Origin of the sequence: Thermosynechococcus sp., assembly GCF_046299635.1 — a bacterium.
Taxonomy (GTDB): domain Bacteria; phylum Cyanobacteriota; class Cyanobacteriia; order Thermosynechococcales; family Thermosynechococcaceae; genus Thermosynechococcus.
This window is the reverse complement of the sequence record NZ_JBKBHV010000018.1, coordinates 25,761-51,285: the sequence shown is the minus strand read 5'-3', so window position 1 is coordinate 51,285 and position 25,525 is coordinate 25,761. Positions and strand designations below refer to the sequence as shown.

The following is a 25,525-nucleotide window of genomic DNA, read 5'->3' as shown; positions in this document are numbered from 1 at the left end:
CTGGCTGCCCCCGCATCTCCCATTCTTGTTTTTCGTCGTTCCATTTCCACGACGCAAATTTTTGGCAACCGTGGATCAGTTGGCCTTGAACTGTAAAATTCACACTAAAGAAGCCGTGCTCAAATGATTTTGTGCTGTGGATTCTACTAAAACACCATAGCCTGTATTGACTTGAGAACCAATGCCTTGCTTCAGACCAAGGATTAACCACTCTTTTACTCTTTCCAAAATGTCACGAGAGACGCCATCTCTCGGTCGCAGGCCGATGAGGAATGAAACTCCTCGCAGAGAGAAGAACACATTAGGATTCGCTTTGTACTTGAGAGAGTCTCCTTCCCATGACCAAAGGTTGTTAGCGATATCACACGCTAGTCCCCCATTCTTTTTCTTTTGTTTGGGTAAGGGGTAGGTTTGTTTGGGTAAGGGGTAGGCATCAAGGAAAATAATTTTGCCTGCTTGATCGGCCTGTGCTGCCTCTAGAGAACCAAAGTACTTGGCAACTTCTGTTTCCGATCGCAATTCTCGCAAGGCTTGGGCACGCGCCACACCCCGCAATGTACTAGAGGGAATATAGGGAATTCCTAAGTTATCGAAGGCCGGCAAAAGCATACTTTCAGGACCCCGCTGGCCACCAACACGGATGCGCCATGGGCAGGTGACTTCAAAGCAGTTCTCTGCACCGGCAATGTCGCGAGTTCGCTGTGTTAAAACCTCCAAGCGAGCAGTATAGTCACCTTTCTCTGCCATTGTGACTAATTGAACTTTTGTGCCATCTTTGGTTGGGCTATCGGGCGATCGCATCCAGCGCAGGTATTCAACAAAGCCAGCACTTGAATTAGGTTCAGGATTGGGATCAAGGGGATGTCCTAACCAAGGCGAGGGAGGGGGCTGATTGCTCTTCCCGTGGTTACCCCCACCCTTACCTGTACCACGGGGAGGATTGCCGGAATTTCCTGAATTTGGGCGCTGCGCTGCTTTGTTGGTGGTGGGGCGCTGTAGGGCTGGATTTTCAGAGGTCATTTTGCGGTGCTCCTATTCTTCACCTTTGATGTCGGCGTAGAGGGCAGTTGTCCAGAAGCTAAATTCACGGGCAATTTGTAATCCCAAGCCCGTTAGGCCAAGATAGGACTCTGTGTCGAGGTCCTTCAGGGTGTCCAAGCCTTTGGCATTCGCCAAATTCTTAACATGGGCTATTTCCTCAAGGACACGGAAAAAAGCTTTGACAACTTTTTTCTTTCCCTCTTGACTGAGGGCTGCTTCTTCTGCTTTGAGGCGCATGAGTCCCCAAGTGGCGAGGTAGGTGTAAAGTTCAACGGCTTGGCTTTTTTGCTCCCGCAGCTGAGTGTCATCCCCAGTTTTCTGCCGCAGTTCGTTCAAGGCTTCATAGACAGGCTGTGCCATTGTGCGTGGATCGAAGGCCATAGCTAGCTCCTAGGAGTTACAACAAGTTTGACAAAGCCTCGGCCAAGACTTTCTTGACCGCCAATTTGCAGAATTGGATAGCTATCAAAAACATCCTGTAGGTCGCTTTTGGCTTTGGTGGCTGCCCCATTCAGTTGGGCAACGGTACCCCACGGGAAGTACATCAGCGTGTCGGGAGGAATGGCCTCTTCGTAGCGAAAGCCCCCCTCAACGGTTTTGTGTTCGTTGAGTTTCACTTTTACCTGTCGCCAGAGGCTGGTTTCAATCAGGGTTTTGCAGTGTTGATCCGGTAGAACCAAGACCCGATTAATTTGGGTTTCCTTACAGATGGGAACCCACTCTTCCCAGTTATTCCAAGGCGCGAGTTGGTCGTGTTTCAGAATTGCATCTTTGAGATAGATAGGTTTGTTGTCGCCTAAACTGGTGCTGTAGGGAGCAACTGTCTCCAAGGACTGACCCGTGAGGCGTTGCCAGCGTTGCAGTAGCATTGGGCAACTAATCCAGATCACACCATGACTCAGGGAAGGGACGGGAACCCACAGAAGTAAGCCATCCCCCACCCACACTTGGCCTTGGGTGAGGTTGGTGTTTTCACCGCCCATGACATCTTCAATGGTATTGCCCCAGAGACGGTTGCGTTTTTGTTGTGAAGTACTGGCGCGCAGCCGACCCCGAATGGTACTGGAGGGAATATAGGGCAGCTCGGTGTGGGATTCCCTTGCAATGCCAAGCAGGTTCCCTTCTTGGGTCGTGCCGCCTGTGTGCAGGGGAGAGAGCAGATAAAGGTAAGCAATGTCAAACATCATCAATCACCACTATGAGGTCAACGTGTATCAGTGCTCACATGTTTATCCATTGGACTTGCGCAAATTATGCAGTGCCCCAAAGTAGTTGGCCATAGTGAAGTTTTTCAAAGGTGGTACGGGCTTTGGCGGCCACACCACTGAGGAGTTGCTGAGGTTGAGGAGTTGGGGGCTGTTCAAAGTAGTAGAGGGTGCCCGCTGGCACATAAGCACGCTGCACGGAATAACTGACCTGAGTGTGGCCACTGCGGCGGGTGACGGTACTGATACCACCGGCCACAAGGGGGCGATCGCCCACGACGCCCATAAGGTCTTGCCAGTCATGGGGATAAAGACTATAAAGGGGCATTCCTTCAACTGCTTGGGCTAGCCCTGGCGTCAGCACATAGGCCAAGGTTTCCTGACCTGTGCCCTGAAATGCTGTCAAAGCTTTTAGGGGATTTTCGTTGAGGGGCTGCACTTGAGCATGGTGACCCTCGCCCCCAAGGCGGACAACCCCTTTTAGATTGGCGACGCTCATACCTGCCACCAATCCCCAGCCGGGACGCAGTCGGTTGGCCACTTCCGTAAAGTAGCCTGCTTCTTCCTCCACATTGCGACTTTCGATTTGCATTTTGATGTGGGGAAGAACTTGACTAGACCAAGGCAGAGAGTGGAAATGCTCTTGGGGCTTGAGTTCGCAGAAGTTTCCCTGTAAATAGAGCACAAGCGCATCCAAGCGCATTAGGGGAGCCGGGCGGCCTTGGAGTTGTTCATTCTCCGCCAGTGCAGGCTCGACGATTGGGCGCAGTTTCCCCGGCAGAGGGTGGCAAATATACTGCCAAGCGGGGTCAGTGGTGGGAGCCGGTTGCAGGCGGGCAAATCCCTTGACTGTGCTCAGGTCGGCCGGATCGTTCATATCGGCTTTTTCGTTGCTTTTCGAGCCGACACAGACTAAATCCTTGGGCGTAGCAACCCACACCTGATTTTTGTCATCAATGAGGAAAGGCCCCATAAACTCCAAATCTTGACGACGCTCTTGGTAGGGGGGACACAGGGAGCGCAGCGCTTGAAAGACGGTAATCGGCAACGGCGGAAAGAGACTTTTTGCCCAAGACCCTTCACCCGGTTGAAAGGGACGGGAATCGCGAAAGAAGAGGACATCAAGAGGGTCAAGGCGATACCAGTGTAGGTTATCCATAAGGTGAATCTCCAAGAGTTACTCCGTAGGTCATGCGTAGGAACGTTCAGTTGCGCTGTTGTGGGCAATGGGAGAAAACCGTTTGTCAATAAAGAAGGCCATGAGTCGCAACAGGTTGAGGAGGTCTGGGAAGTCAGTTCCCGGTTGACCTTGATGTTGAAGTGCCCAGTCTTCCCAGCGATCGCACCAAGTGCAGAGGTTTTCAATGGATTCCTCGGGCAAGTTTTTCTCACGGCGGCTAGCAATGCTGGCGATCGCCCGCCGAGTCACATGTTCTTGACTTAGCCAGCAGTGCTGTGGCAGTTCTGCAATCAATCGGTATAGAAGAGGGCTAACATCGTCCGTTGCCTGTTGAAGAACTTTCCACCAGTTCTCAAGGAGGTTGCCCTTCATCAGGGCTTCCAAAACATTCCCAGAACCGTAGAGAACTCGAAAGCAAAGACCATCCTTGCCGGGAAGTTTTTTCGCCCGTTCTTTTTCGGCCTGCCAGAGGTGCTCTAAAACAGTGGGTAGCGGCACACTTTTGTAGGCAATGACTACCCCCATACTCAGCGTGGCTTCCTCGCCCATGGTAAAGAGGCGACGCATTCCCAAGGCTTGAGCCGCTGTGCTACCCTCAACCGTTTGCCAGTAACCTCCGCAGGATTCAAACTCCCCGCCGGGATCCGTGCCACCACACCATGCTTGCCGCAGAGTATGAATCACCGAGAGGACATCCTCCAAGGGCGAGATGGCCATGACATCATCGCCACCGCTATAAACCACCCGACCACAGTGACGTTGCTCCACAAGGTAGGGCACCAGCCGATTCGAGAAATCCAAAAGAGCACGGTTTAAGCCCACATGGGTAGCAGGTCCCATGCGCTTGGGTGTGTTATCAATTAACTTCTTCCAGTTCTGAAGATTTGCATTTTTGTTGATTTGCTGCACGATATTGCCGGCAACGTACTCGCGGTAGGCTTTTAAGTTGTGACCACGCACGTAGTCTCCCATGTTGTCGCCATCGGCGAGGAGAATGCACCACCAGTCAGCGGGGGAGCGATCGCCCCAACCCATTTGTTTTTGCGTCCAATCCACCGCACTGCGCAGGGCTGCCAACTCCTCCTTGGTTTCAAGCCCTACATCTTCTGCCAACCACTTGGCTAAGAACATGACACCGTTGTAATCCCCGAGCGTGGCATCCACTTGGGGAATATGGGTGGGACGGCGAGTTTTGCTGCCAAAGCGATCGCGATAGGGCTGTAAATCCAGATCGTCAGTAAATTCTCGATTCAATTTTTTCCAATACTGCTTGACCTGATCGGGACACGCCACCATAAAGCGCGCAGCAGCGATACTGCTGGCATTGGGAAAACGCACTAAGTTTTCATAGTCATCTTCGGGACACTCAACCCCCAAGGACTTAGCCACACCGCCATGCTTCCACGCCATCCGCTTGGTGACTTCAATGGCATTCAAACGCTCACTGCCATTAAATAGCCCCGGAAAGGCTTGGCTCATCACATACCAAAACAGGCGCAGGGAACTAGTAGGCAGGCCATGTCCCTCGCGGAAGGGATCGCGGTACAGCAGATTGGGGTGCAGGGCACTATAGACGCCGGAAATCGAGGAACGCTCTCCCGGTGAAGCAGGAAACTGCCAGTTACGGGTGTTTTTGATGGCGGAGAGGGCTTGCCCCAAGCGCTGTTGCAATAGCGGCCACCAAGTGCCGACATTAATAGTGGTATAGACATTTTCCTCGACGCTAGTGGGCAGCGGCTCCTGTGCTTTTGCTAAGGTGGTTTGAGCGGTTTTCCAGCTTGCGTAGGTGGATGCTCCCCGCTGACAAGTGAGCGTTTTTTCTGGATTCCCAAGGGGAAGCGCAATCCAGTAGCTTTGCCAGAAATTTTCTAATTGAGCTTCCCAAAGAGCATTCCACTCCCACTGTCCTCCTTGCTGCCAACTGAGAAATTCTTTCTTTAACTCCTCTTGCTCTGCTTCTGGAAATTGCCTGTGAATCCATTGCTGAATGTGGTTAATCCACTTGTCGTCGTAACTATTGCGGACTTTGGCTTTGATGGCTTCACGCACCTCTTTGCCAAGATCCAGCCAAATCTGCCGCAGATGATCTTGAAGTTCTTTGCCAATAGTGTCTTTATCGGCGGCAGGAATGAGAGCGGTAATCACGTTGGGAAAGCCTGCTGTCACCAAGGTAGGGGAGGGTTGCCCTTGATCAACAGGTTTGGCAATGCCAAATTCCTCAAAGTAGCCTTTAAAGTCGGGATGTTTTTGCAGTAGAAAGGCGTCAATGATTGTCTGATTGTAAAGATTGGGGGTAATGACGACATCAGGGCCATAGCGTTCGGCGAGAAACCAACACACCCTAGCGCTAAGGTAGTGAAGCAGGTAAGAACCGGCCCAAAAGTCTAGGAGCTTGCGGGACGATTTGATAAAGTCCTGAACTGGGGCAAAGGAAAACATCAATAGCCAAGGATGCTGCGGCTTATCCCCATTTTGGGCATTTTTAGGAAACAGTGTCCCTGCCAAGGCAGCAGTAATGGAGGCATGGGCTTCGAGGGGGCAGTCGGGAATGCGTGTGTCAGCAGGCAGCAGCAAGATATCTTTCGCATAAACTGCTTGACCTTTAATGCTCTGATGGTTAGCAATGGCTTCACCATAAAATCGCCAAAACCACCAAAACACTTTTTCGGCGTCAGTTTCTTGGCGAATCTGATTCCAGATGGACTGCGCTTCAATTTCAGCTAAATTCTCATCGCTGAGACTCCCTGCAAAAGAAAAGTTGAGATGACTTTTAGCACCGGTGATAGGGTGGGCAATTTCTACTTGGGTGACGTTACCTGTTTGAGTCGGCGGGGTCATCATCCCCCCTTGAAAGCTCAGGCGATCGCTGGCCGAAGCAATATGATCTGCTGTAACGCCACCGTGCTTATTCCACCAATCTTGCAACTGTTGGGTATGCCGGTTTAGGCAAGACACCTGTTGCCATGCGCCTTTGAGACCTTTATTGCGGTACAAGGCCTTTAGATAGGGATCGTGAAGCAGGGCAAAAAGTTTACGTTCGTAATACATACAGGTTCCTCAAGACAATTCACTCCACTGCGACTAGGTCACCCGATCGCAGCAGCTAATAGTTTATCCAGTATAGTTAGGCGGGATATGCAGCAGGAAAAAAGTGAACTATTTTTTTGTAATTCTTAACGATTTTTTATATTAACTACAAAAATTGTGACAATAAGAGGCGGCTTTCGAGAGATTTGCCAAATTGGCTCACGCCTAGATTCCTAGGTTAGCTTCCACAGGGTCTTCCCAAGGAGATGGTTTGCGTATTTCCTATTGCGTTGCAGCAAAGTTTTTGCCCTCCTCGAAAAGGAAACTGGGAAATGCTATAGCTTATCGCCTGCCTCAAGAATTTTCTCCAATTCGTCGGCTACTTCTAAAACAACGCGAATACTCGTATAGAGCGCTTCTGCATCGCAATCAGCGGCGACTTTAGTGCAGAAGACGGCAATGTATTTATTGTCAGCAAGGGGGCGCAATTCCCAAGCCCCAATTTTCTTGGTCGCATTCTCAATCAACAGGTAATTAGCTACTTCTTGATCCAAATGGCCGTCGGAAATGTAACCAATCGACCAGACATCGCGAATTTCATAGCTGCCGAGTTGCTGCGTTTGCGAGTCAATAAAGGCCTGTTGCGATCGCCCGTTGCCCAACTCAAAAACAACGCGGTAATCTCCATCCTCATCCACTCGGTAGTGAATTCCCAATTGATCTAAGAGACGACCGACGCGCACATCTGCCTGGACTCGCCGCTGACCAAACATGCGAAAACTCCTGGTGGCTCGTGTAGTTTGAATTACAGGGTATCGTATCAGATTTTTATTACAGTGGCGATTTCACGACTGTTCATATATGCGGCAGGGGCGGGGGCATGGTATTGTGGCTAAGTAGCTAAAAACTCCCAATCTACGCGGGGTTGACCGCTGACCCAACTCAGTTAAAGGGATGCCATGCTGTCAAAGGGCTTTGAGGTTGAACTCTACACGGGTAAACCCACCGGCGAGATTGTGGGACTGTCGGATCGAATTGTGAAAGATTTGCCGGGGTTTGTGCGCGAACCGGATCGCCGCAATGTGGAATTCACCACGCCCCCTGTGTATCTCTATGATCAAGCCCTGTGCGACCTGCTGCGTCCTCGCTTTCGGCTGCGAGCCTACTTGAAGTCCTTGGGGGACTTGACCCTTGTCCCCGGCAGCACCCTCAGTCTGGGAGACACTCAACACTTTTATCGCTCTGACCCCCAAAACCCTTACCACACCTACATTGAGCAAACCTACGGCACGCGGGTGGTGACCGCCAGTGTCCACATCAACCTCGGCCTGCGGCATCCAGAAGAATTGATCCGTGCCTGTCGGCTCGTACGGATGGAGGCAGCACTATTTCTGGCACTGAGTGCGTCTTCCCCGTTTCTCGACGGCAAGGTAACGGGCTATCACTCCACCCGTTGGGCCATCTTTCCCAAAACACCGCCCCAAGCGCCCCTCTTTACCAGCCATGCCCACTTCATCGAGTGGACAGAAAGGCAACTTCAACTGGGCACAATGCAGAATGTGCGGCATCTGTGGAGTTCTGTGCGCCCCAATGGCGATCGCCGACCCTATGATCTGAACCGCCTTGAACTACGAATTTGTGATCTGGTTACGGATCCCATTGCCCTACTGGCAATTACCGCTCTTTTGGAAGCGCGGGTTCTGCAAATGCTCGACACCCCTGAACTGGATCCCCTGCGCTGGGACGATGGCGAGAGGTTGGCTCAACTGGCCGATGAAAACGAGCAGCTTGCTGCCCAAAATAGCCTTGAGGCGGTATTGACCCATTGGCGCGATCGCCGACAACTCACGGCAACCGCTTGGATAGCTGAACTCTATGAAGAGGTCTGGCCGATCGCCAAAGCCCAAGGCTTTAGCTGCTTTTTGGCACCGATCAAGAAACTCCTGCGGCAGGGGAATACGGCCCAACAATGGCTGGCTCAATATGCAGCCGGACACTCCATCCCTGAGATTATGGCCGCCGCCGTCGAGGAGATGGCCGCCAGTGAACAGGAATTTGCCGATCAACTCTGTCAACCGGTGGCGGCAGGACGGGGCTAGGCATGGCGCATTTGTTCATCAGCACAGGGGAGGTCTCCGGGGATTTGCAGGGTGCCCTGCTGGTGAAAGCACTCTATCGCTTGGCCGCCGAACGGGGAATTCCCTTAGAAATTTCTGCCCTTGGGGGCGATCGCATGGCTGCTGCAGGGGCAAAACTGCTCTTTAATACCGGCGGGATTGGCTCTGTGGGGCTACTGGAAGCCCTGCCGCTGATTAAGCCGACGATCGCGCTGCAACTTAAGGCGCGCCGCTATTTACGGCAGCACCCCCCCGATCTGGTGGTTTTGATTGACTACATTGGCGGCAATGTGGCCATGGGGCGATTTATTCGCCGGCACTTTTCTGTGCCGATGGTGTACTACATTGCTCCCCAAGAATGGGTCTGGTCCCACAGCCTCAAGACAACTCGGCAAATTGTTGCCCTCAGCGATCGCCTGATTGCCATTTTTCCCGAAGAAGCTACCTATTACCGTCGTTACGGCGCCGATGTGGTGTGGGTGGGGCATCCCCTGTTGGATCGCATTGCGGCAGCTCCCAGTCGTGAGACGGCACGGCAGAGCTTGGGCATTGCTGCCGATGAGCTGGCGATCGCCCTTTTACCCCTGTCGCGCAAACAGGAAATCAAATCCCTTTTGCCCCTGATTCTAGGCGCTGCTACGAATATCGCCAAAGCCTATCCCCAAGCCCGTTTTTGGTTACCCCTATCTCTGCGACAGTATCGTCCGGTCATTGAAGCGGTTCTCAAGCAGTATCCCCTCCACGTCACCCTAGCGGAGGATTCACTGCAGGTTCTGGCAGCAGCGGATCTGGCGATCGCCAAATCCGGCACGGTGAATCTAGAAACGGCGCTATTGAATGTGCCCCAAGTGGTGATCTATCGCGTCCATCCCCTCAGTTTGTGGCTCTATCAACGCTTCTTGAAGTTTGATCTCAAATTCGTCTCTCCCCCCAATTTGCTTGTAAACAGAGAAATCGTCCCCGAGCTACTTCAGGAGCGAGCCACCGTAGCCAACATTACCGCCGCTGCCCTTGCGTTGCTTGATCATCCTGAGAAGCGTCTGGCCATGCAGGCGGGTTATGCCGAAATGCGAGCTGCCATGGGTACCCCCGGCGTGGTGGAGCGCGCCGCCACAGAAATTCTAAATCTGCTGGTCAACAGAAAACGTGCAGGATCAGCGACCCTACACGAGTAAGTCAACTAACTGGCTTAAGTGTTTAGTGAGCAAATTCTCTACTGCTGGGGTTTCATGGGGCGATTACCCCGACGGCGTTGCTGCATCTGGCTGGCTAAGGCTTGCCGTTGTTCGGGAGTGAGGATGCCGCGCATGGCCAGCATACTTTCAAAGCGCAGAGATGCCAGTTGATTGTCCAGTTGGCGCACCTGTTGGTGTTTACTGCGGATTTGATCTTCGGAGGCGTTGCCGCTCATCATCTGCCGCAGTTCTGCTTTGGCTTGCCGCAGTTGGGTGCGGGTTTGCTCCATTTGGCTTTGGTATTGTTGACGCACAGCTTGCAAACGTTGCCGTTGCTCTGGGGTGAGGTTGAGATTCTCCAGATTCGCTCCCCAGCGAGGTCCGCCGTAACTGGGGTCAGCTAAAGTTGGGGGGGCGATCGCCACCAAGGGGCTGAAGGCGCTGCATACCAAAAGCGCTGCAAGGGATTTTTTCCACATAGCTGTGTTCTCCTTATATCAATAGTTGGAATGATGAATTACTCGAAAAGAGAGGGGTCGGCCTCCTGAAACATGGCCTGCCAATTGGTCGCGATGAAGGTTTCCACCGAGTCCGGGGGAGTCTGCTGTGCCACTTGAATTGAGGGTTGGAGGAACCACACACTGCTCAGGGTAGCGATCGCCCCGGCTCCGAGGATATGGACTACTTGCCAACGCTGTTTGTTCAAATGATGTTGACGGACGGCTGCTTGAACAATCTGCTGCTCCAAATGGGGAGAGGCCGGGGGTGGTGTACCCGCATAGGTTCGTAGAAAGTTCACCAAGGTTGTATCCTCCGCAGGTGGGGGTTCACGTTTCATAGGCTGACTCCAGCTTCGCTAAAGTAAGTGCGCAAAATGCCACGGGCACGAAAGAGACGGGATTTCACCGTACCCACGGGAATCCGCAGAATTTCGGCGATTTCCTTTTGGGGTAAGCCTTGGAGGTCATGCATGACCAGAACGCTGCGGTACTCTAGGGGTAGTGTGGCCAGCCCCCGCTGCACCAAATCCTCATAGTGCAATTGCCGTAGATCTGGCCCAAGGGTGAGAGGTTCTAGTTGATAAAGGTATTCCTGTTGTCGCGATTTGCGCGTAGCCAGTTGGCGCCGATAGTCACAGGCAACATTCCAAGCAATGCGGTAGAGCCATGTGGAAAACTTTGCCTCATGTTTGAGACCCCCCAGCCCCTTCCATGCCCGCAGGAAAACCTCCTGCACCAAATCATCAAGGGCAACCGCACCGCACAACTGAAACAGGAGCGATCGCACCCGTTGTTGATGCCGCTGATATAGCTCCCGAAACCCATTGGGATGTCCGGAAAGGCATTGCTCAATAATCCGCCGATCAAGATCGCTCGGTTGGGGTCGGGGTACGATATCCGTTGATGCCGTTGCCACTGATAGGGGTAAAGATACGCTCATGCGAGGTATCACTCCATTAACGTGATCATCTATTTAGACGGGGCACCGAAAACAGCGGTTCAAGACCCTTGACAGCACAGTTCGCTAGAATTTGGACAACAATTGCGGCTCCACGCTGGACTATACTAAACCTCGGATGCTCTGACAGGGAACTGATCGTGAATATCGCTGAAATTTTTAACCGTGGTGGCTTGGCCATGTGGCCACTACTGATTCTCTCGATCTTGACCTTAGGCACCATTTTTGAGCGGCTTTGGTTTTGGAGTATTGTTCTCCGAGGAGAGACGAAACTGGCTGAGCAGATTCTGGATGCCGCTCGCCACGATTGGCAAGAAGCCCTGGAATTGGCCGCCAATGCCTGCGATCAACCCATTGGTCGCTTCCTTTATACCCCCTTACAACTGATTGACACCAACCCAGAAATCTTTCGCCTAGCTCTAGAGGCCGCTGCCGATGAGGAACTGAGTGCCATGCGGCGGGGAGAAAAGGTCTTAGAGGCAACAATTACCATGGCACCGCTGTTGGGTTTGTTAGGAACGGTGTTGGGTCTCATAAGTGCCCTCAGTTCGATTCGCTTGGGGGATATTGGCACCCCCGCAACCATAGGGGTGGGTCTAGGGATTAGCGAGGCTTTAATTAGTACCGCCTTTGGCTTGGTGGTGGCCATCATTGCCCTTGCGTTTCAGCGGCTCTTTCAAGCTTTTCTCCTGCAACAGGCACAAATTTTTCGCCGCACTGGTAACGAGCTAGAACTCACCTATCGCCAGGCATGGCTAGAGCAGCGGATCAAAGGGGAACCCGAAAAAACATTGTTCTAGTACCAATTCAATTTGAGCATCACCCTCAACCTGCGCAGCAAAATGAAAAATCATGAGCAAGACCGGAATCAACCTAGTGTCCGCACGATTGTTTATCAACCCTCTTAGCAGCAGTGGTTTGGCTCATTCACGATTGAGACCTCAACGCCTGTTTCTAAGTTTGGTTCTGAGCCTGAATTAGCCTACGAATCTATGACTTAGAGACTGAAACGGCGATTCCTGTTGTTTAAGGGGATTGAGTTTAGAGATAGAAATCTCACGCTGAAACGGAAACTGGGGTCTTAGAAACCGCATCAGCGGTGGGGGGTTCATAATTTTGTTTTGTGCTGCTGCTCTCTGGCGAAGAACGCCCTTAAACCTTCACAGAGACCGGGGTGCGATTCGGGCGGGTTTCATAGGGGGCACTGACAATCAGCGATCGCCCCGTCATCTCAGGGGGTTGAGGCAGCCCCAAAATTTCCAGAATGGTCGGCGCAATATCGGCAAGGCAGCCATCCTGCCGCAGAGTGACATCTCCACCATGGCCGGGGATTTTGCGTTTCTCCCCTTCCACCAAAATAAAGGGGACGGGGTTGGTGGTGTGAGCTGTCCAAGGGTTACCGTCCTCATCAATCATGTACTCAACGTTGCCATGATCGGCGGTGATCAGCAACGTGCCTCCCACTTTTGTTGTCGCTTCCACCAATACGCCGACACAGCGATCCACGGTTTCAATCGCTTGAATCGTTGCCTGCAACTGCCCCGTGTGTCCCACCATATCGGGGTTGGCAAAGTTAACCACAATGAGGGCATATTCCTGTTTCTCAATCGCTGCTTTGACCGCTTCTGTAACAGCAGGGGCAGACATGGCTGGCGCTTGATCGTAGGTAGCCACCATCGGACTGGGAATGAGAATGCGATCTTCGCCGGGGAAGGGTTCCTCACGACCGCCGTTGAAGAAATAAGTGACGTGGGCATATTTTTCCGTCTCCGCTGCCCGTAGTTGCTTTAGGCCATGCTCGGCAATCACTTCCCCAAGGATATGATTCAGGTTTTGGGGTGGGAAGGCAACACCACAGTTAAAGTTCACATCGTATTGGGTAAAGGTCACGAATTCTAGAGGGGTAATTAGCGTCCGCTCAAAGCCGCTAAAATCAGCGTCAATAAAGGCTTGGGTGAGTTGGCGGGCGCGATCGGGGCGGAAATTAAAGAACACTACGCCATCGCCGGGTTCGACGGCGCCTTCCGCAATCCGTGTGGGCACAATGAATTCATCGCCAATATCCTGGGCATAGGACTTACTGGCCACATCCACCGCCCGTAGGGGTTGGATATTCTCATTGCCGGTCATGACGCGGTAGGTCACCTCGGTACGATCCCAGCGGCGATCGCGATCCATGGCATAGTAGCGACCACTCACCGTCACAATGCGTCCGCAACCGATGGTTTTCAGGCGTTGCTCCAATTCCTCAAGGACAGCCGCTGCATCGCGGGGTGGGGTATCGCGACCATCGGTAATGGCATGGATACAGGTGGGTAACGCATGGCGTTTGGCCAGTTCCACCAAGCCGTAGAGATGATGAATGTGGGAATGCACCCCCCCGGCAGAACACAGGCCGATAAAATGCAGCTTGCCGTTGCGCTCCTTCACCGTTTGGCAGAGATTTACAAGGACAGGATTGGTAAAGAGACTGCCATCTTCAACGGCATCAGAAATACGGACTAACTCTTGGGGAACAATGCGCCCGGCACCGATATTTAAGTGCCCCACCTCGGAGTTCCCCATTTGTCCCCTAGGGAGCCCCACTGCCTTCCCAGAGGTGTAAATCAATGTGTGGGGGTAGGCTTGCCACAAACTATCCATGACAGGGGTATTGGCGCTGGCGATCGCATTACCGTAAGTCTCTTCGCGATAGCCCCAGCCATCCAAAACCATCAAAACAACGGGCGCAACAGGAGACAATGCCATGTGAATGCCCTACCTTAACTTCTCTGGGAAAGGGTGCAAATTTTACAACCTCGCAAATGATACCATTCTCGACCGCGAGAGACAAATTGGGTAACTTCTGTTACAGTTCGCACACTGGCTCAATTCTCAGTCAAGAGATAAATCTATCCTAGCGGATCAGAGCTGGCCAAATGTTGAAAACTGTTACAGATGCAGCTTTTCGGGATTAAATCCTTGAAGACAAAAAATTGCCGTGATAGTATCCAAACTGTTGTTTGTTAGTCAAAATTGGGAGTCGTCCGTTGTCACTTCGGGTAGCAGTGGTTGGTGGGGGTCCAGCGGGTTCCTCAGCCGCCGAAACCTTAGCCAAAGCCGGAATCCAGACCTATCTCTTTGAACGTAAATTAGACAATGCCAAGCCCTGTGGCGGTGCGATCCCCCTGTGCATGGTCAGTGAGTTTGACTTGCCGCCGGAAATCATTGACCGCCGCGTGCGCAAAATGAAAATGATTTCCCCCTCCAATATCGAGGTGAACATTGGCCACACCCTCAAGGAGCACGAGTATATCGGGATGTGCCGCCGCGAAGTCCTCGATAGCTTTATGCGCAATCGGGCAGCAGATTTAGGTGCTAACTTGATCCATGCCACCGTCTTTAAGCTGGAGCAGCCCACCACTAGCGATCAGCCCTACACCCTACACTATGTCCAAGAGGATGGCATAGCCCATACCCTCGAAGTGGATGTGGTGATTGGTGCCGATGGAGCAAATTCCCGCATCGCCAAGGAAATTGATGCCGGCGATTACAACTATGCCATTGCCTATCAGGAGCGCATCCGCCTGCCTGAGGACAAAATGGCCTACTACAATGAGCTAGCAGAAATGTACGTGGGGGATGATGTATCCCCTGACTTCTATGCTTGGGTCTTCCCCAAATACGACCATGTGGCCGTGGGCACCGGCACCATGAAGGTGAACAAAGACCGGATTCGGGAACTGCAAGCAGGAATCCGCGCCCGCGCTGCTGCCAAACTGGAAGGGGGGCAAATCATTAAAGTCGAAGCCCACCCCATTCCTGAGCATCCTCGGCCTCGGCGGGTGGTCGGTCGCGTTGCCCTCGTCGGAGATGCCGCTGGTACCGTCACCAAGTCCTCCGGGGAAGGCATTTACTTTGCCGCCAAGTCAGCCCGCATGTGTGCCGAAACCATTGTTGAAACCTCCAACAGCGGTCGGCGTATCCCCACCGAAGCAGATCTCAAGCTGTACCTGAAGCGCTGGGATAAAGCTTACGGCATGACCTACCTAGTCTTGGATCTGCTGCAACGGGTCTTCTATCGCTCCGATGCTACCCGTGAGGCTTTTGTGGAGATGTGTAGCGATATTGATGTACAAAAGCTTACCTTCGATAGCTACCTCTACAAGACCGTTGTCCCTGCCAATCCTTTAGTGCAGCTGAAGATTACGGCAAAAACCATTGGTAGTCTGATGCGGGGCAATGCTCTTGCTCCCTAGGTGAGTTTTGCCGCTGCCCTCTCCCCTAGAGGGCTTGGATCCATTCGTGGATGGTGTACTCCGTCCAGACCTGATGCTGCCAGTAGGGGTCGCTTTCGATTAACCGGCGCACGGTCTCTTCACTGTCGGCCTCGTAAAGGGCAAAGAAGTAGCGCAGATCCTTGGTGGGGCCAATTGTCAGGAGCACCCCTTGGGCTTTTTGAGCCGCAAGGCCGTCGAGGTGGGCTTGGCGATGGGGGACACGCCGTTCGAGGACATCCTCACAGTAGCGTCCCCAAGCCACAAATTTGGTCATTTCCTCCTCCTAGGTTTGTTCGGCAGCCAGTTGCGCCAGTTGCTCCTGCTGATCACGGCTGATGCAGGCTTGGATAATCGGTTCGAGATCACCCTCTAGGACACTGCTGAGGCTAAAGTTTTGTCCCAAACGGTGATCGGTGACGCGGTCATCTTTGTAATTGTAGGTGCGAATTTTTTCGGCGCGATCGCCTGTACCTACTTGAGAGCGGCGCATTGAAGTAATGGCCTCCTGCTGTTCCCGCAGCTTCATTTCGTAGAGCTTTGCCCGCAGAATTTGAAACGCTCGCTCCTTGTTTTTCAACTGGCTACGCTCTTCGGTACAGAAGATGCGAATACCTGTCGGCTTGTGGAAGAGGTCAACAGCCGTTTCCACCTTGTTGACGTTTTGGCCACCCGCACCCCCGGATCGTGCCGTAGTAAGTTCAATATCTTTGGGATCGATTTCGACTTCCACTTCGTCCACTTCGGGCATCACCGCCACGGTGGCAGTTGAGGTATGGACTCGTCCGCCTGCTTCAGTGACAGGTACCCGCTGCACGCGATGGACACCGGATTCAAACTTCAGCTTGCTATAGACGCGATCGCCCTTGATTTCAAGGATGGCTTCCTTGAAGCCGCCCATTTCAGCCAGTGATTCGCTGACTAACGTGACTTGCCAGCCTTGACTTTTGGCATAGCGGGAGTACATCCGCACTAAATCCCCTGCCCAAATGCCTGCCTCGTCTCCCCCGGCACCGGCACGAATTTCCAGCATGATGTTTTTGTCATCATTGGGGTCACGGGGGAGCAGCAAAATTTTCAGGCGTTCCTCCAGTTCAGCAATACGGCGGTTGAGATCGGCAACTTCCTCTTCAGCCATTTGCCGCAGTTCAGGTTCGTTGACCGCTTCTTTGAGCAGTTGACGGGCATCCACGAGTTGCTGATTGAGGGACTGCCATTCGTGATAGGCATTCACTGTTTCCTCTAGAGCCGCACGGGAACGAGCCACCTTTTGAAATTCTGTTGGATTGACCGCTACATCGGGATCCGCCAAGCGACGGGTGAGTTCCGTAAAGGTTTGCTCAACAGTGCGGAGTTTTTCCAGAAGATAGGCTTCTGCCATAGGAAGGGCGGCGATACTCTAGACTTTACGGGAGTAGTACTCAACCACGAGGAGTTCATTAACTTGAAGAGCCACCCACTGCCGTTCGACGATACCGGTGACTCTGCCGGTAAGGGTACTTTTATCGAGTTCCAAGTGGCTGGGAAGATTGGCAAGGCCAGGATTTTGCAGGTTGGTTTCCACCAAGCGACGCGATCGCTCGTTATCGCGGACGGTAATCACATCCCCCGGGCGGCACTGATAGCTGGGAATGGAAACGCTGCAGCCATTGACCAGAATATGGCCATGATTTACCAGTTGGCGGGCTGCTGGAATCGTTGGTGCCATGCCAAGGCGGAAGACGGTGTTGTCCAGCCGCATTTCCAACAACTGTAGGAGGGTCTGCCCCGTAGAGCCACTCACGCGACGGGCTTTGCGCACATAGCGTACGAGTTGCCGCTCCGAGACCCCGTAATTGAAGCGCAGCTTTTGCTTCTCATCAAGGCGCAGGGCATATTCCGAACGCTTTTTGCGGGCTTGGCCGTGCTGACCGGGGGGATAGCTCCGCTTGGGATCTTTGCGGGTTAGACCGGGGAGGTTCCCCAGACGACGGACAATTCTCAAACGAGGGCCACGATATCGAGCCATGCAATTATACCCAACCTACAGTGATGATGGTGTCCAATCAAAAAATAAAGACAAACTGATGTGCCGAGGGCAACTTGATCAGCTTGTCTAGCATATCAAGAGGCGGGGGGCGATCGCAAGCCTAAGGTGAGGAGGGAGGGGTAGTCTCACGACCTGCTTGCAAAGCCTTTAGATTCAAAAGGCTGACAATTGTGCCCGTCAGCGGAATGGCCAAAAATATCCCCACCAAGCCGCCCACCGTTCCCCCCACCAAGAGGGCAAAGAACAGAACGATTGGATTTAAGTTCACGGAATCTTTCATAATTCGCGGCATCAGGAGATTTTCTTCCACCTGTTGCAGGACAATGCAGCTAATCAGCACCTGTAAACTCAGCAACAATCCCCTAGGAAGCAAAACCAAACAGACCAGTCCAATTCCAAGGGTGGCGCCAATGCCCGGAATGAGATCGAAGCTGCCGGCAATGGCTGCCAATGCTAAAGCGTAGGGCACCTGCAAGATCAGGAGCACCCCAAAAACGGAGGCGCCAAAAAATAGCGAAAGGAGAAAACGCCCCCCAAAAAAAACCGAGAAAATTTCGCTTTAAGGCCAAGGGTAGGCGATCGCGCCACGGGTCGGGCAAAAAACTCAACAGGTACTGCCACAGCGGTTCCCCTTCCAGCAGCATAAAGAAGGTAACCACAGCAACAATAATGCCGCCCAGAAAGAGACCAAAAACGGACTGGAGTTTACCAAAGCCAAACTGAATGCCCGCAAGCGTAAAATTGCGCAATTCTGACTCCAGTTGTCGGAAATTAATGTCCAGATTCCAGCGCCTGAAAAACTGCTGCATTTTCTCAAGAGACTCAATCCACAGATCGATCTGCTCAGGCAAACTGGTGATTAAGGCTTGTAACTGATCTACAATCGCCAGCCCAAGGGTAATCCCAAAGCCGATGAACAGTGCCAATGTCCCCAGAAAGACAAGGGTAACCGCAAAACCATGGGGCAAGTAACGCTTGAGCCGGCGCACAGGATAGTTGAGCAAAAACGCCAGAATCGCTGAAAAAAGAAAGACCAGTAAGACGTAGGCAAAGTAGTACACAAGCTGCACCCCAATCCAGCCAAGAGCAAAAAGCAGAAGCAGACGCAGCAGGCGACGGTTTTCGAGGCGATCGAGCCAATTGAACATAGGAGGAGAATTGGATGCCCTTAACGCCTTGACTATAGCCTATAGAGCGGAATTTTCGGCCTAGTTACATTGCTTTACAACACCTTTGCCCTTTTGGGATGATAGAAAGCGTTCTCAACCCTGGGGAGGAGATGGGCGTGGATCAGCACAGTTGGCAAACCCCTTCTCAATGGATCATGGTGGGGCTACTCCTCTTGTTTGCGATCGCCCACAGTGGATTGGCGAGCTTGCGTCCTTGGGCTGAAAAGCGGGTGGGTGCCCGCCTCTATCGCATTTTCTTTGCCCTCGTGAGCCTACCCTTGGCCACCCTTTTGATTCTCTACTTTTTGGCCCATCGCTACGACGGCGTTCAACTGTGGCAACTCCAAGGGGTACCGGGAATGGGTGCGCTGGTATGGGGTCTGTCGGCGATCTCGTTTCTCTTTCTCTATCCGGCCACCTTTAACTTGCTGGAAATTGCCGCTATCCAAAAGCCAGAGATTCACCTCTATGAAACGGGGATTATTCGCATTACCCGTCACCCGCAGTTGTGGGGACAGGTGATCTGGTGTGTGGCGCATACGCTGTGGCTGGGCACATCCTTTACCCTGCTGACCTCCCTTGGTTTGATTGCCCATCACTGCTTTGGCGTTTGGCATGGCGATCGCCGCTGGTACGCACGGCATGGCGAAGCGTTTACTGCCCTGAAAGCCCGCACCTCAATTATTCCCTTCAAAGCCATTTGGGAAGGCAAGCAACAACTGGTGTGGCAGGAATTTTTACGCCCTGCCTATGGGGGAGTGGCCATTTTTGCTGCTTTGCTATGGTGGCTGCACTCCTACTTTTACCGTGTGACACCGCAACTGTTGCCCTTTTAGCGTCTCCTCTGGAAATTGTGCATAATTAAATTAGAGCTATTCCGTTTCAGGTAAGTTTTTTCCACCAGTGTCCTCCCCCTCCTCCCCTTCTTTTCTGACTGCTGAATCTCGCCTCACTCGCTTTTTCAATCAATTACAACTGCCCCCGGAAACAGTCGTACTAGTCTTGGCGGTACTCATTGGTGGCAGTGCCGGCCTCAGTGTGCTGCTGTTTCGTTACCTGATTGAAACGATTCATCACATTGTTCTTGAGGATTTCATGGGGATTATTGGTGGATGGGGGAGTTGGACGCTCGCCTGTGTCCCTGCACTGGGAGGCTTGCTGGTGGGGACAGTCCGCTGGTTTGTTCAAGACTTTAGTCCTAACCTGAGGTCATTGATGGGGGCTGTAGAAGCTGGCAAGGAAATTTCCTTCATTCGCCCTATTGCCAAAACCCTTGCGGCGGCAATTTCCCTTGGTACAGGTGCCTCCCTTGGTCCAGAAGGCCCTAGTGTGGAAGTGGGCGCCAACATCGGCATCCTCCTTGGTCAAGCCCTAAAGGTCTCGCGAGAACGGCAAAAGTTACTCCTCGGTGCGGGGGCAGCGGCAGGTTTGGCAGCAGGCTTTAATGCGCCGATCGCCGGCGTCTTCTTTGCCCTAGAGGTGGTATTGGGAACCACCTTTGAAACAACGGCTGTGAGTGTGGTGCTTTTGGCCGCTGTGATTTCTGCCCTGATTACCCAAATTGGCTTGGGGTCACAACCCGCCTTTGATTTGCCCACCTATGAGGTGCGCAGTTCCCTTGAGTTGCCCTTGTATTTGGGCTTGGGACTGTTGGCCTACGGCGTTGCCATTGCCTATAGGCAATTACTCCAGTGGTTTCCCCAAGTCTTTCAGGGGAAGATTCCGCCAATGCAGTGTTTGGGGTGCATTCCCGTACTGCTGCGTCCTCTCATGGGTGGGTTATGTGTTGGCCTTGTCGCCTTGTATTTACCGCAAGTGCTGGGGATTGGCTATGAAACGGTGGAAGCGATTCTCAGAGATGTGAACTTTTCCCTCGGCTTGCTGTTGGTGTTGCTCCCCGTCAAAATGGTGCTGACCGCAGTGAGTTTAGGCAGTGGTCTAGTGGGGGGCATCTTTGCACCGGCACTCTTTTTGGGCGCCTCCTTGGGTGCCGCCTACGGTAAAGTGTTGCCCATGCTGCTACCGATGTTTGCCAATAGTATTGCTGCCCCCGCCGCCTACGCAACTGTCGGAATGGCAGCCGTCCTTGCCGCTAGCGTCAATGCCCCCTTAACCGCTATTTTGCTGCTCTTTGAAATGACGCGGGACTATCGCATTATTTTGCCCTTGATGGCAGCGGTGGGCTTGAGTGTCTGGCTCGTGAATAGTTTTAGTGTTCAAAGACCGGGTGAGCTGCCCGTATTGACACCCAGCGCTCAGACCCAGAAGGAGGAGCAGGAGGAAAGTCCCTCCAATCTTTCTGTGGCGGAAGCCATGCAATCGGAGGTGCTGTTTCTGAGCGAGGCGACGCCTGTGGTTGAAGCTGGCTTGCAACTAATTGAGAAAAAGAGCTACTGTGCCTTTGTTACCGATAGTCAGCAGGACTTAATTGGGTTGGTTACCCTTGGGGATATTAATCGGGTGCTGACCCGCTGGGAGTCGGATCAAGAAACAACAGCCTATCAAACACAAACGGTGGGAAGTGTCTGTACACGGGAGCTATTGCTAGCCTATGATGATGAACCCCTGAAGGACGCCCTCGATCGCATGGCAGCGCGGGATTTAAGGCAGTTGCCTGTGGTGGATCGCAACAACTCGCAACGGGTGTTAGGACTACTCACCAGAGAGAATATTCGCCTTGCCTATTCTCTGGATCAAACGCGACGTAAGCTATTGCCCTATTTGGAGCGCACGATGCTGTCGCTGCCCCTAGAACCTGAACCTGTTTCTTCAGACCTAGTGGAGACCTCCCCCTAATTGGGAGCGCAGGTGAATGACCTCACCAATGACAATCAAGGCAGGCGTTTGAATCTGTGCCTCGTCAAAGGTGGCGATCGCGCCTTCTAGGGAGGTCACGACTACCCGCTGTTGCGGAGTGGTTCCCGCTTCGATAAAGGCCAAGGGGGTTTGGGGCGATCGCCCCCCCGCCAGGAGTTGCGGCACAATTTCCCTCAGGTTGTGAAGTCCCATGTAGATGACAATCGTATCCACCGCCGTTGCCAGAGCCGACCAATTCACCCGCGGCTGGTAGCGACCGGCGGCCTCATGGCCGGTGACAAAGACCACCGAAGAACTCAGGTCGCGATGGGTAAGGGGAATCTGGGCATAGGCAGGGGCAGCCACGCCACTGGTAACCCCCGGCACCACTTCCACCGTAATGCCCGCCTCGACAAGGGCAAGACACTCTTCACCCCCTCGGCCAAAGACAAAGGGATCTCCCCCCTTGAGGCGCACAATGACCGCATGGCGCTGCGCCAACTCAATTAACAGGCGGCAGATCTCTGCTTGGGAGAGAGTATGGTTGCCTCGCCGCTTGCCCACATAGATTTTTTCCGCTTGGGGGTTGATCAGGGCAAGAATTTCCGGACTAATCAGGGCATCGTAGAGCACCACATCCGCCGACTCCAGTAGCGTCTTGGCACGCACCGTCAGTAGCCCCACATCGCCGGGGCCTGCGCCCACCAAATATACTTTGCCAATCAATGGTGATGCACTCATTCTTGACTCAAACCTTGGGTAACGGTTGGCCTCCTGCCGAAGGACTAGAGTAGTTTACTCAACAGTCACCAGTTCTGTCGGTAGCGCTTCCCACCCTTGTCCCTTGCGTACCAGTAACGGGGGTTCGACGGTGAGATCAAGAATACTCGACATTTGTTGTCCCGGCGGTTCCCCCGTAGCCACAATCAAATCCACCCGTTTGTCAAAGGCATCGAAAAGAGCTGCGGTATTCACGGAATAGGTCTCGTCGTCGGGCAGTCGTGCTGAGGTGGAAATAATGGGATTGCCCAAGGCGCTCAATAGGGCTTGGCTGGCGACGTGGTCAGGCACACGAATTCCCGTGGTTTTGCGTTTGGGATTTTGGACAAGGCGGGGCACCAGTTTGGTTGCCGGCAGCAAAAAGGTATAGGGTCCTGGGATCAGGCGACGCATGAGGCGGTAAGCAGAATCGCTGACATAGGCATACTGGGCAATGTTGGAGAGGGAAGAGCACAAAAAGGTGACGGGTTTATCGTTGGAGAGTTGCTTGAGTTGGCGTACCCGTTGCACCGCTCCTTTGTGGTTCATGTCGCAGCCAATGGCATAGACCGTATCCGTGGGGTAGAGCATGACTGCCCCTTCTTTGAGAGCCTCAACAATTTGGGCGATCGTGCGGGGTTGGGGGTTAACAGGATGAACTTCAAAAATTGCTGCCATTAAAGAATCCGCAAGGGCACTGCCGCCATAACGTAGTTTTAGTTTAACGGCAAGGCAGGCGCGAACGCACCTCATGTAGTCTTTTAAGCGAATGTATCGTCTAACTACATTTGGGGGAGCCAATTCTGGGTCAAGACCATCTCTAGGGAATAAGGGCAAGTTTCAGGAAATGTTCAGTGGTAAACCCGTTTGTTCTGCTGCTTGGCGGCGAGCGCATTCATAGCTTGTGGAAAGTTGGCTGGCTGGGTAATTCCTCCCCAAACTAGGACTATCAGCTATAGTCAGCTCAATTTGAGTGCGGGCATCCGTGATCGAATCCAACCAACTATCGGAGCGGCGCCGGGGTTGATATTGCCACTTCAAGAGGTATAGCAGCAGACAGCTTAACTGGCTATTGATGGCGCGCCGTTCACTTTTACCTCAGCAATGAGATGGGGCAGATCTAGCTCTTGTCATCGTCTTTCTCGCAATAATGCTACTGTTTGTGCAATCCACGCACTGTAATCGTGGTCGTACTGCTGCTTCATTGGTGCTAGATAAGGCGTGCCAACATTCACTCATTTTAGAATTCAATTTTCAGAATAACGGAACTACAAGACGTTTCTCAGGGTCTTTAGCTCTGGTACTGTGTGGAATGCAGTACACTATACTGGGTTAAATTGGGTTGGTGGATGGTTCTCGATGAAAAACTCCTTGCGCTATCTCCTGTTTAGCTTGGGTGTGGGGCTGGCGATCGCCCTTGTGCCGCGTTTGTCCATCTTTCAATCTCCCGATATGGTCATGGCGCAGGGAACCAGTCAGACCATTTCTCCGCAACGGTTGGCAAACCACCTGAAGAAAATCAATGCCAAGATGTACGGTGCCTACTGGTGTCCCGCTTGTATGAAGCAAAAAGAACTCTTTGGCAGTGCGTTTAAGACCATCAACTATATTGAGTGCGATGCGCGCGGCACCAATGGCCAACCGGAACTGTGCAAGCAGGCCAATATCCGTGCCTATCCCACATGGGAAATCAACGGTAAACGCTATGAAGGAGTTTATCCCTTAGAGGGCTTAGCTCAGCTTTCGGGGTATCAGGGGCGCTGATCCTCTCGAAGCGTAAAAACTTTCTTGAGGAGAGAACTTAGCACCAATTTTTGTAGGTAGTTGTCCATTGATTGTTTTGTTGCTTATCATCAGAATAGTAGTAGGGCGTTTGCGCTAGTCAGCGATCAAAGGTACCTAGCTCATTTTTGTGATTAAGATCACGAAAAAATAGTGGTTTCGATCACAAGATAGTGCTTTATTGCCTTTTATGATCCAGTTGTGTTAGAGCCTCTCAGTTGTGCCCCTGAATTCCAGCACTGTCGGTAGCAGCGTGGCTTAGGAGCGCATTCTCCCCTATGAATACTTCGATCAAAGCAAACGACTACCAACTCATTTACGATCACTTGCTGGAATGCGTGCAGCGTGAGAGTCCACAGCAAGTCATTGAGCGGTTTCGTGCCCTCTTTCTCATGGGCTACACCTACCCCAATCGCCAGATTCAGGAGGCGATGGATCGGATTGTGACGGGGGCACGGGTGGCGGACAATTTCCGTCCTTTTATGAATCGCTGCTGCCACATTTTGATTAACCGCTGGCAGTCGCGTCCCTTGCTCCAAGGGGCTGTGCCTGAATTTCTAGCAATGCTACAAACCCCTGTGGCGATGCCGGCAGGGGGGCTGAGTCGGGCACCGATTGTGCGTAAACTGCGGCTGCTACTCAAGGATTATTTAGAGAGCGAAGCCTTTCAAAAACTTCAGCGCCTCGTTCAGTTCTTTCAAGAGGATGCTCAAGATCCTGTACAAATTCAGCAAAATGGCGATCGCCCCCTTGCTACTTTGATTCGTCGCTATCCCTATCTGTACAACCACTGCCTCGTGGGAGATGATACGGCCCCCGAAGAACTGCGCTGCATTCAAGAGTTCCAGCAAAAAGCAACGCAGCAATTTGAAATGAACTTGAGTCAATACCTCACCAGTGAGTTTCGCCGTGCTCAGGGGCATAACAACATTCCACTGGTAAAAAATCCCACCTTGCTCTCTGACCAAGAAGTGAAAACCTCGATTCAACATTTTGTCGGTAAGGTGGATGGCCGCCGCACCTATCGCGACTTGGCCAGTCAATTTGGGCAGCGGCTGCAACACCTGAAGTCCACCCGTGACTTTCGGGATGCCTTCTTTCACTACTTGACGGACACCACAGGGGACGTGGGGCGGGGTCGCTTTCGCCAGCGATTTTACCAGTATCTAGAAACGCTGCCCCTCTTTCAGCAGCCCCAGCCTCTGAATGAATTTACTATTGTGCGCACGTGTAGCCAAACCCTCAATTACTTAGTGGTGGAGAGTGCCCAAAATCCCAACCATCTTGTTTTTGTGGATTTGCTCAATAACCTCGGGACGGTGGCAACTATTGGCCTATTGCTTAAGGTCGTTCTCCTCAGCAAGAAGGTGAAGCCCTATCTCGAAAAACGCTTTGCGATCTTGTTTAACCACTATCAGTCCTTTAGTCGCGGCAAGGTGCGCTGGCTGGTGAATTGCTTGGAGCATTTTAATATCGCCCATGTCACCCACTTTGGCAAGTTGGATTTTTCCTTCTTTGCCCGCTGGTAGGT

General features: G+C 52.6%; 24 protein-coding genes and 2 pseudogenes. 8 read left to right on the top strand and 18 right to left on the bottom strand.

Annotated features, from left to right (window positions below):
- Window positions 1-99: 99 nt before the first annotated feature.
- The 6 genes from ACK4IR_RS08665 to ACK4IR_RS08640 all read right to left on the bottom strand — a co-directional run bounded on the left by ACK4IR_RS08665 (window position 100) and on the right by ACK4IR_RS08640 (window position 7,226).
- Window positions 100-1,020 carry an RAMP superfamily CRISPR-associated protein gene (locus tag ACK4IR_RS08665; RefSeq protein WP_409873970.1) on the bottom strand — a complete coding sequence of 307 codons (921 nt, stop codon included), beginning with the start codon at window positions 1,018-1,020 and terminating at the stop codon, window positions 100-102.
- 12 nt (window positions 1,021-1,032) lie between these two features.
- Window positions 1,033-1,422: a hypothetical protein gene (locus ACK4IR_RS08660; RefSeq protein WP_409873969.1), complete on the bottom strand. Its 390-nt coding sequence runs from the start codon at window positions 1,420-1,422 to the stop codon at window positions 1,033-1,035.
- Between the two features lie 2 nt (window positions 1,423-1,424).
- Window positions 1,425-2,228 (bottom strand): type III-B CRISPR module RAMP protein Cmr4, encoded by an 804-nt coding sequence (gene cmr4, locus ACK4IR_RS08655; RefSeq protein ID WP_409873968.1) that lies wholly within the window; start codon window positions 2,226-2,228, stop codon window positions 1,425-1,427.
- A 64-nt stretch (window positions 2,229-2,292) separates the two neighbouring features.
- Window positions 2,293-3,405: a type III-B CRISPR module-associated Cmr3 family protein gene (locus tag ACK4IR_RS08650; RefSeq protein WP_409873967.1), complete on the bottom strand. Its 1,113-nt coding sequence runs from the start codon at window positions 3,403-3,405 to the stop codon at window positions 2,293-2,295.
- A 30-nt stretch (window positions 3,406-3,435) separates the two neighbouring features.
- Complete coding sequence (gene cas10, locus ACK4IR_RS08645; protein ID WP_409873966.1) at window positions 3,436-6,474, bottom strand: type III-B CRISPR-associated protein Cas10/Cmr2; 3,039 nt, start codon at window positions 6,472-6,474, stop codon at window positions 3,436-3,438.
- 314 nt (window positions 6,475-6,788) lie between these two features.
- On the bottom strand, window positions 6,789-7,226 hold the full coding sequence (locus ACK4IR_RS08640; protein WP_409873965.1) for a hypothetical protein: 438 nt from the start codon (window positions 7,224-7,226) through the stop codon (window positions 6,789-6,791).
- Window positions 7,227-7,412: 186 nt separating this feature from the next.
- Here ACK4IR_RS08640 and gshA point away from each other — a divergent pair, with 186 nt between their 5' ends.
- Together gshA and lpxB are read left to right on the top strand one after the other, a co-directional pair.
- Window positions 7,413-8,552 (top strand): glutamate--cysteine ligase, encoded by a 1,140-nt coding sequence (gshA, locus tag ACK4IR_RS08635; RefSeq protein WP_409873964.1) that lies wholly within the window; start codon window positions 7,413-7,415, stop codon window positions 8,550-8,552.
- Window positions 8,553-8,554: 2 nt separating this feature from the next.
- Complete coding sequence (gene lpxB / locus ACK4IR_RS08630; protein WP_409873963.1) at window positions 8,555-9,745, top strand: lipid-A-disaccharide synthase; 1,191 nt, start codon at window positions 8,555-8,557, stop codon at window positions 9,743-9,745.
- A 38-nt stretch (window positions 9,746-9,783) separates the two neighbouring features.
- Here lpxB and ACK4IR_RS08625 read toward each other — a convergent pair whose 3' ends face one another.
- From ACK4IR_RS08625 to ACK4IR_RS08615, 3 genes are read right to left on the bottom strand one after another with little or no spacing between them, the layout of a single operon-like run.
- Window positions 9,784-10,224, bottom strand: a complete 441-nt coding sequence (locus ACK4IR_RS08625; RefSeq protein ID WP_409873962.1) for a Spy/CpxP family protein refolding chaperone — start codon at window positions 10,222-10,224, stop codon at window positions 9,784-9,786.
- A gap of 38 nt (window positions 10,225-10,262) precedes the next feature.
- Window positions 10,263-10,583, bottom strand: coding sequence for a hypothetical protein (locus ACK4IR_RS08620; RefSeq protein WP_409873961.1), 321 nt, complete (start codon window positions 10,581-10,583; stop codon window positions 10,263-10,265).
- Window positions 10,580-11,185, bottom strand: coding sequence for a sigma-70 family RNA polymerase sigma factor (locus ACK4IR_RS08615; RefSeq protein ID WP_409873960.1), 606 nt, complete (start codon window positions 11,183-11,185; stop codon window positions 10,580-10,582). Before ACK4IR_RS08615 ends, ACK4IR_RS08620 begins: the two co-directional genes overlap by 4 nt.
- 158 nt (window positions 11,186-11,343) lie before the next feature.
- Here ACK4IR_RS08615 and ACK4IR_RS08610 point away from each other — a divergent pair, with 158 nt between their 5' ends.
- On the top strand, window positions 11,344-12,003 hold the full coding sequence (locus ACK4IR_RS08610) for a MotA/TolQ/ExbB proton channel family protein (RefSeq protein ID WP_409873959.1): 660 nt from the start codon (window positions 11,344-11,346) through the stop codon (window positions 12,001-12,003).
- Between the two features lie 352 nt (window positions 12,004-12,355).
- Here the strand turns inward: ACK4IR_RS08610 and gpmI are convergent, their stop codons facing one another.
- A complete protein-coding gene (gene gpmI / locus ACK4IR_RS08605; RefSeq protein ID WP_409873958.1) occupies window positions 12,356-13,951 on the bottom strand; it encodes a 2,3-bisphosphoglycerate-independent phosphoglycerate mutase in 1,596 nt (531 codons plus the stop codon).
- 281 nt (window positions 13,952-14,232) lie between these two features.
- Here gpmI and chlP point away from each other — a divergent pair, with 281 nt between their 5' ends.
- Window positions 14,233-15,441 carry a geranylgeranyl reductase gene (gene chlP, locus ACK4IR_RS08600; RefSeq protein WP_409873957.1) on the top strand — a complete coding sequence of 403 codons (1,209 nt, stop codon included), beginning with the start codon at window positions 14,233-14,235 and terminating at the stop codon, window positions 15,439-15,441.
- A gap of 25 nt (window positions 15,442-15,466) precedes the next feature.
- Here the strand turns inward: chlP and ACK4IR_RS08595 are convergent, their stop codons facing one another.
- From ACK4IR_RS08595 to ACK4IR_RS08575, 5 genes and pseudogenes are all read right to left on the bottom strand, one after another.
- Entirely contained in the window at window positions 15,467-15,736 is a 270-nt protein-coding gene (locus ACK4IR_RS08595; protein ID WP_409873956.1) for a YciI family protein, read from the bottom strand.
- Window positions 15,737-15,745: 9 nt separating this feature from the next.
- Window positions 15,746-16,840: a peptide chain release factor 1 gene (gene prfA / locus ACK4IR_RS08590; protein ID WP_409873955.1), complete on the bottom strand. Its 1,095-nt coding sequence runs from the start codon at window positions 16,838-16,840 to the stop codon at window positions 15,746-15,748.
- A gap of 18 nt (window positions 16,841-16,858) precedes the next feature.
- A complete protein-coding gene (gene rpsD, locus ACK4IR_RS08585; protein WP_409873954.1) occupies window positions 16,859-17,467 on the bottom strand; it encodes a 30S ribosomal protein S4 in 609 nt (202 codons plus the stop codon).
- Between the two features lie 121 nt (window positions 17,468-17,588).
- Window positions 17,589-18,041 (bottom strand): AI-2E family transporter, encoded by a 453-nt coding sequence (locus ACK4IR_RS08580; protein ID WP_409873972.1) that lies wholly within the window; start codon window positions 18,039-18,041, stop codon window positions 17,589-17,591.
- 61 nt (window positions 18,042-18,102) lie between these two features.
- A pseudogene (locus tag ACK4IR_RS08575) lies at window positions 18,103-18,636 on the bottom strand (AI-2E family transporter); the annotation flags it as partial.
- A 131-nt stretch (window positions 18,637-18,767) separates the two neighbouring features.
- Between ACK4IR_RS08575 and ACK4IR_RS08570 the strand changes: the two are divergent.
- Complete coding sequence (locus ACK4IR_RS08570; protein WP_409873953.1) at window positions 18,768-19,493, top strand: NnrU family protein; 726 nt, start codon at window positions 18,768-18,770, stop codon at window positions 19,491-19,493.
- Window positions 19,494-19,560: 67 nt separating this feature from the next.
- Window positions 19,561-21,453, top strand: coding sequence for a chloride channel protein (locus ACK4IR_RS08565; protein ID WP_409873952.1), 1,893 nt, complete (start codon window positions 19,561-19,563; stop codon window positions 21,451-21,453).
- On the opposite strand, the gene cobA is transcribed toward ACK4IR_RS08565, so the two are convergent.
- From cobA to ACK4IR_RS08550, 3 genes and pseudogenes are all read right to left on the bottom strand, one after another.
- Entirely contained in the window at window positions 21,433-22,194 is a 762-nt protein-coding gene (gene cobA, locus ACK4IR_RS08560) for a uroporphyrinogen-III C-methyltransferase (RefSeq protein WP_409873951.1), read from the bottom strand. The genes ACK4IR_RS08565 and cobA overlap by 21 nt on opposite strands.
- A 54-nt stretch (window positions 22,195-22,248) precedes the next feature.
- Complete coding sequence (locus ACK4IR_RS08555; protein ID WP_409873971.1) at window positions 22,249-22,890, bottom strand: L-threonylcarbamoyladenylate synthase; 642 nt, start codon at window positions 22,888-22,890, stop codon at window positions 22,249-22,251.
- A gap of 104 nt (window positions 22,891-22,994) precedes the next feature.
- Window positions 22,995-23,417 (bottom strand): annotated as a pseudogene (locus ACK4IR_RS08550) (DUF29 domain-containing protein).
- 154 nt (window positions 23,418-23,571) lie between these two features.
- Here ACK4IR_RS08550 and ACK4IR_RS08545 point away from each other — a divergent pair.
- A complete protein-coding gene (locus ACK4IR_RS08545) occupies window positions 23,572-23,976 on the top strand; it encodes a hypothetical protein (RefSeq protein WP_409873950.1) in 405 nt (134 codons plus the stop codon).
- Window positions 23,977-24,272: 296 nt separating this feature from the next.
- Window positions 24,273-25,523, top strand: a complete 1,251-nt coding sequence (locus tag ACK4IR_RS08540) for a hypothetical protein (RefSeq protein ID WP_409873949.1) — start codon at window positions 24,273-24,275, stop codon at window positions 25,521-25,523.
- The last annotated feature ends 2 nt before the right edge of the window (window positions 25,524-25,525 follow it).

Bases quoted from the DNA above. Each gene is read 5' to 3' on its own strand.
- ACK4IR_RS08650 (WP_409873967.1), bottom strand. From the start codon at position 3,405: ATGGATAACCTACACTGGTATCGCCTTGACCCTCTTGATGTCCTCTTC.
- ACK4IR_RS08625 (WP_409873962.1), bottom strand. From the start codon at position 10,224: ATGTGGAAAAAATCCCTTGCAGCGCTTTTGGTATGCAGCGCCTTCAGC.
- gpmI (WP_409873958.1), bottom strand. From the start codon at position 13,951: ATGGCATTGTCTCCTGTTGCGCCCGTTGTTTTGATGGTTTTGGATGGC.
- prfA (WP_409873955.1), bottom strand. From the start codon at position 16,840: ATGGCAGAAGCCTATCTTCTGGAAAAACTCCGCACTGTTGAGCAAACC.
- cobA (WP_409873951.1), bottom strand. From the start codon at position 22,194: ATGAGTGCATCACCATTGATTGGCAAAGTATATTTGGTGGGCGCAGGC.
- ACK4IR_RS08615 (WP_409873960.1), bottom strand. From the start codon at position 11,185: ATGAGCGTATCTTTACCCCTATCAGTGGCAACGGCATCAACGGATATC.
- ACK4IR_RS08540 (WP_409873949.1), top strand. From the start codon at position 24,273: ATGAATACTTCGATCAAAGCAAACGACTACCAACTCATTTACGATCAC.
- gshA (WP_409873964.1), top strand. From the start codon at position 7,413: ATGCTGTCAAAGGGCTTTGAGGTTGAACTCTACACGGGTAAACCCACC.
- ACK4IR_RS08620 (WP_409873961.1), bottom strand. From the start codon at position 10,583: ATGAAACGTGAACCCCCACCTGCGGAGGATACAACCTTGGTGAACTTT.
- rpsD (WP_409873954.1), bottom strand. From the start codon at position 17,467: ATGGCTCGATATCGTGGCCCTCGTTTGAGAATTGTCCGTCGTCTGGGG.
- cmr4 (WP_409873968.1), bottom strand. From the start codon at position 2,228: ATGATGTTTGACATTGCTTACCTTTATCTGCTCTCTCCCCTGCACACA.
- ACK4IR_RS08570 (WP_409873953.1), top strand. From the start codon at position 18,768: ATGGGCGTGGATCAGCACAGTTGGCAAACCCCTTCTCAATGGATCATG.
- ACK4IR_RS08665 (WP_409873970.1), bottom strand. From the start codon at position 1,020: ATGACCTCTGAAAATCCAGCCCTACAGCGCCCCACCACCAACAAAGCA.
- ACK4IR_RS08595 (WP_409873956.1), bottom strand. From the start codon at position 15,736: ATGACCAAATTTGTGGCTTGGGGACGCTACTGTGAGGATGTCCTCGAA.
- ACK4IR_RS08555 (WP_409873971.1), bottom strand. From the start codon at position 22,890: ATGGCAGCAATTTTTGAAGTTCATCCTGTTAACCCCCAACCCCGCACG.
- cas10 (WP_409873966.1), bottom strand. From the start codon at position 6,474: ATGTATTACGAACGTAAACTTTTTGCCCTGCTTCACGATCCCTATCTA.
- lpxB (WP_409873963.1), top strand. From the start codon at position 8,555: ATGGCGCATTTGTTCATCAGCACAGGGGAGGTCTCCGGGGATTTGCAG.
- ACK4IR_RS08545 (WP_409873950.1), top strand. From the start codon at position 23,572: ATGAAAAACTCCTTGCGCTATCTCCTGTTTAGCTTGGGTGTGGGGCTG.
- ACK4IR_RS08640 (WP_409873965.1), bottom strand. From the start codon at position 7,226: ATGTTTGGTCAGCGGCGAGTCCAGGCAGATGTGCGCGTCGGTCGTCTC.
- ACK4IR_RS08660 (WP_409873969.1), bottom strand. From the start codon at position 1,422: ATGGCCTTCGATCCACGCACAATGGCACAGCCTGTCTATGAAGCCTTG.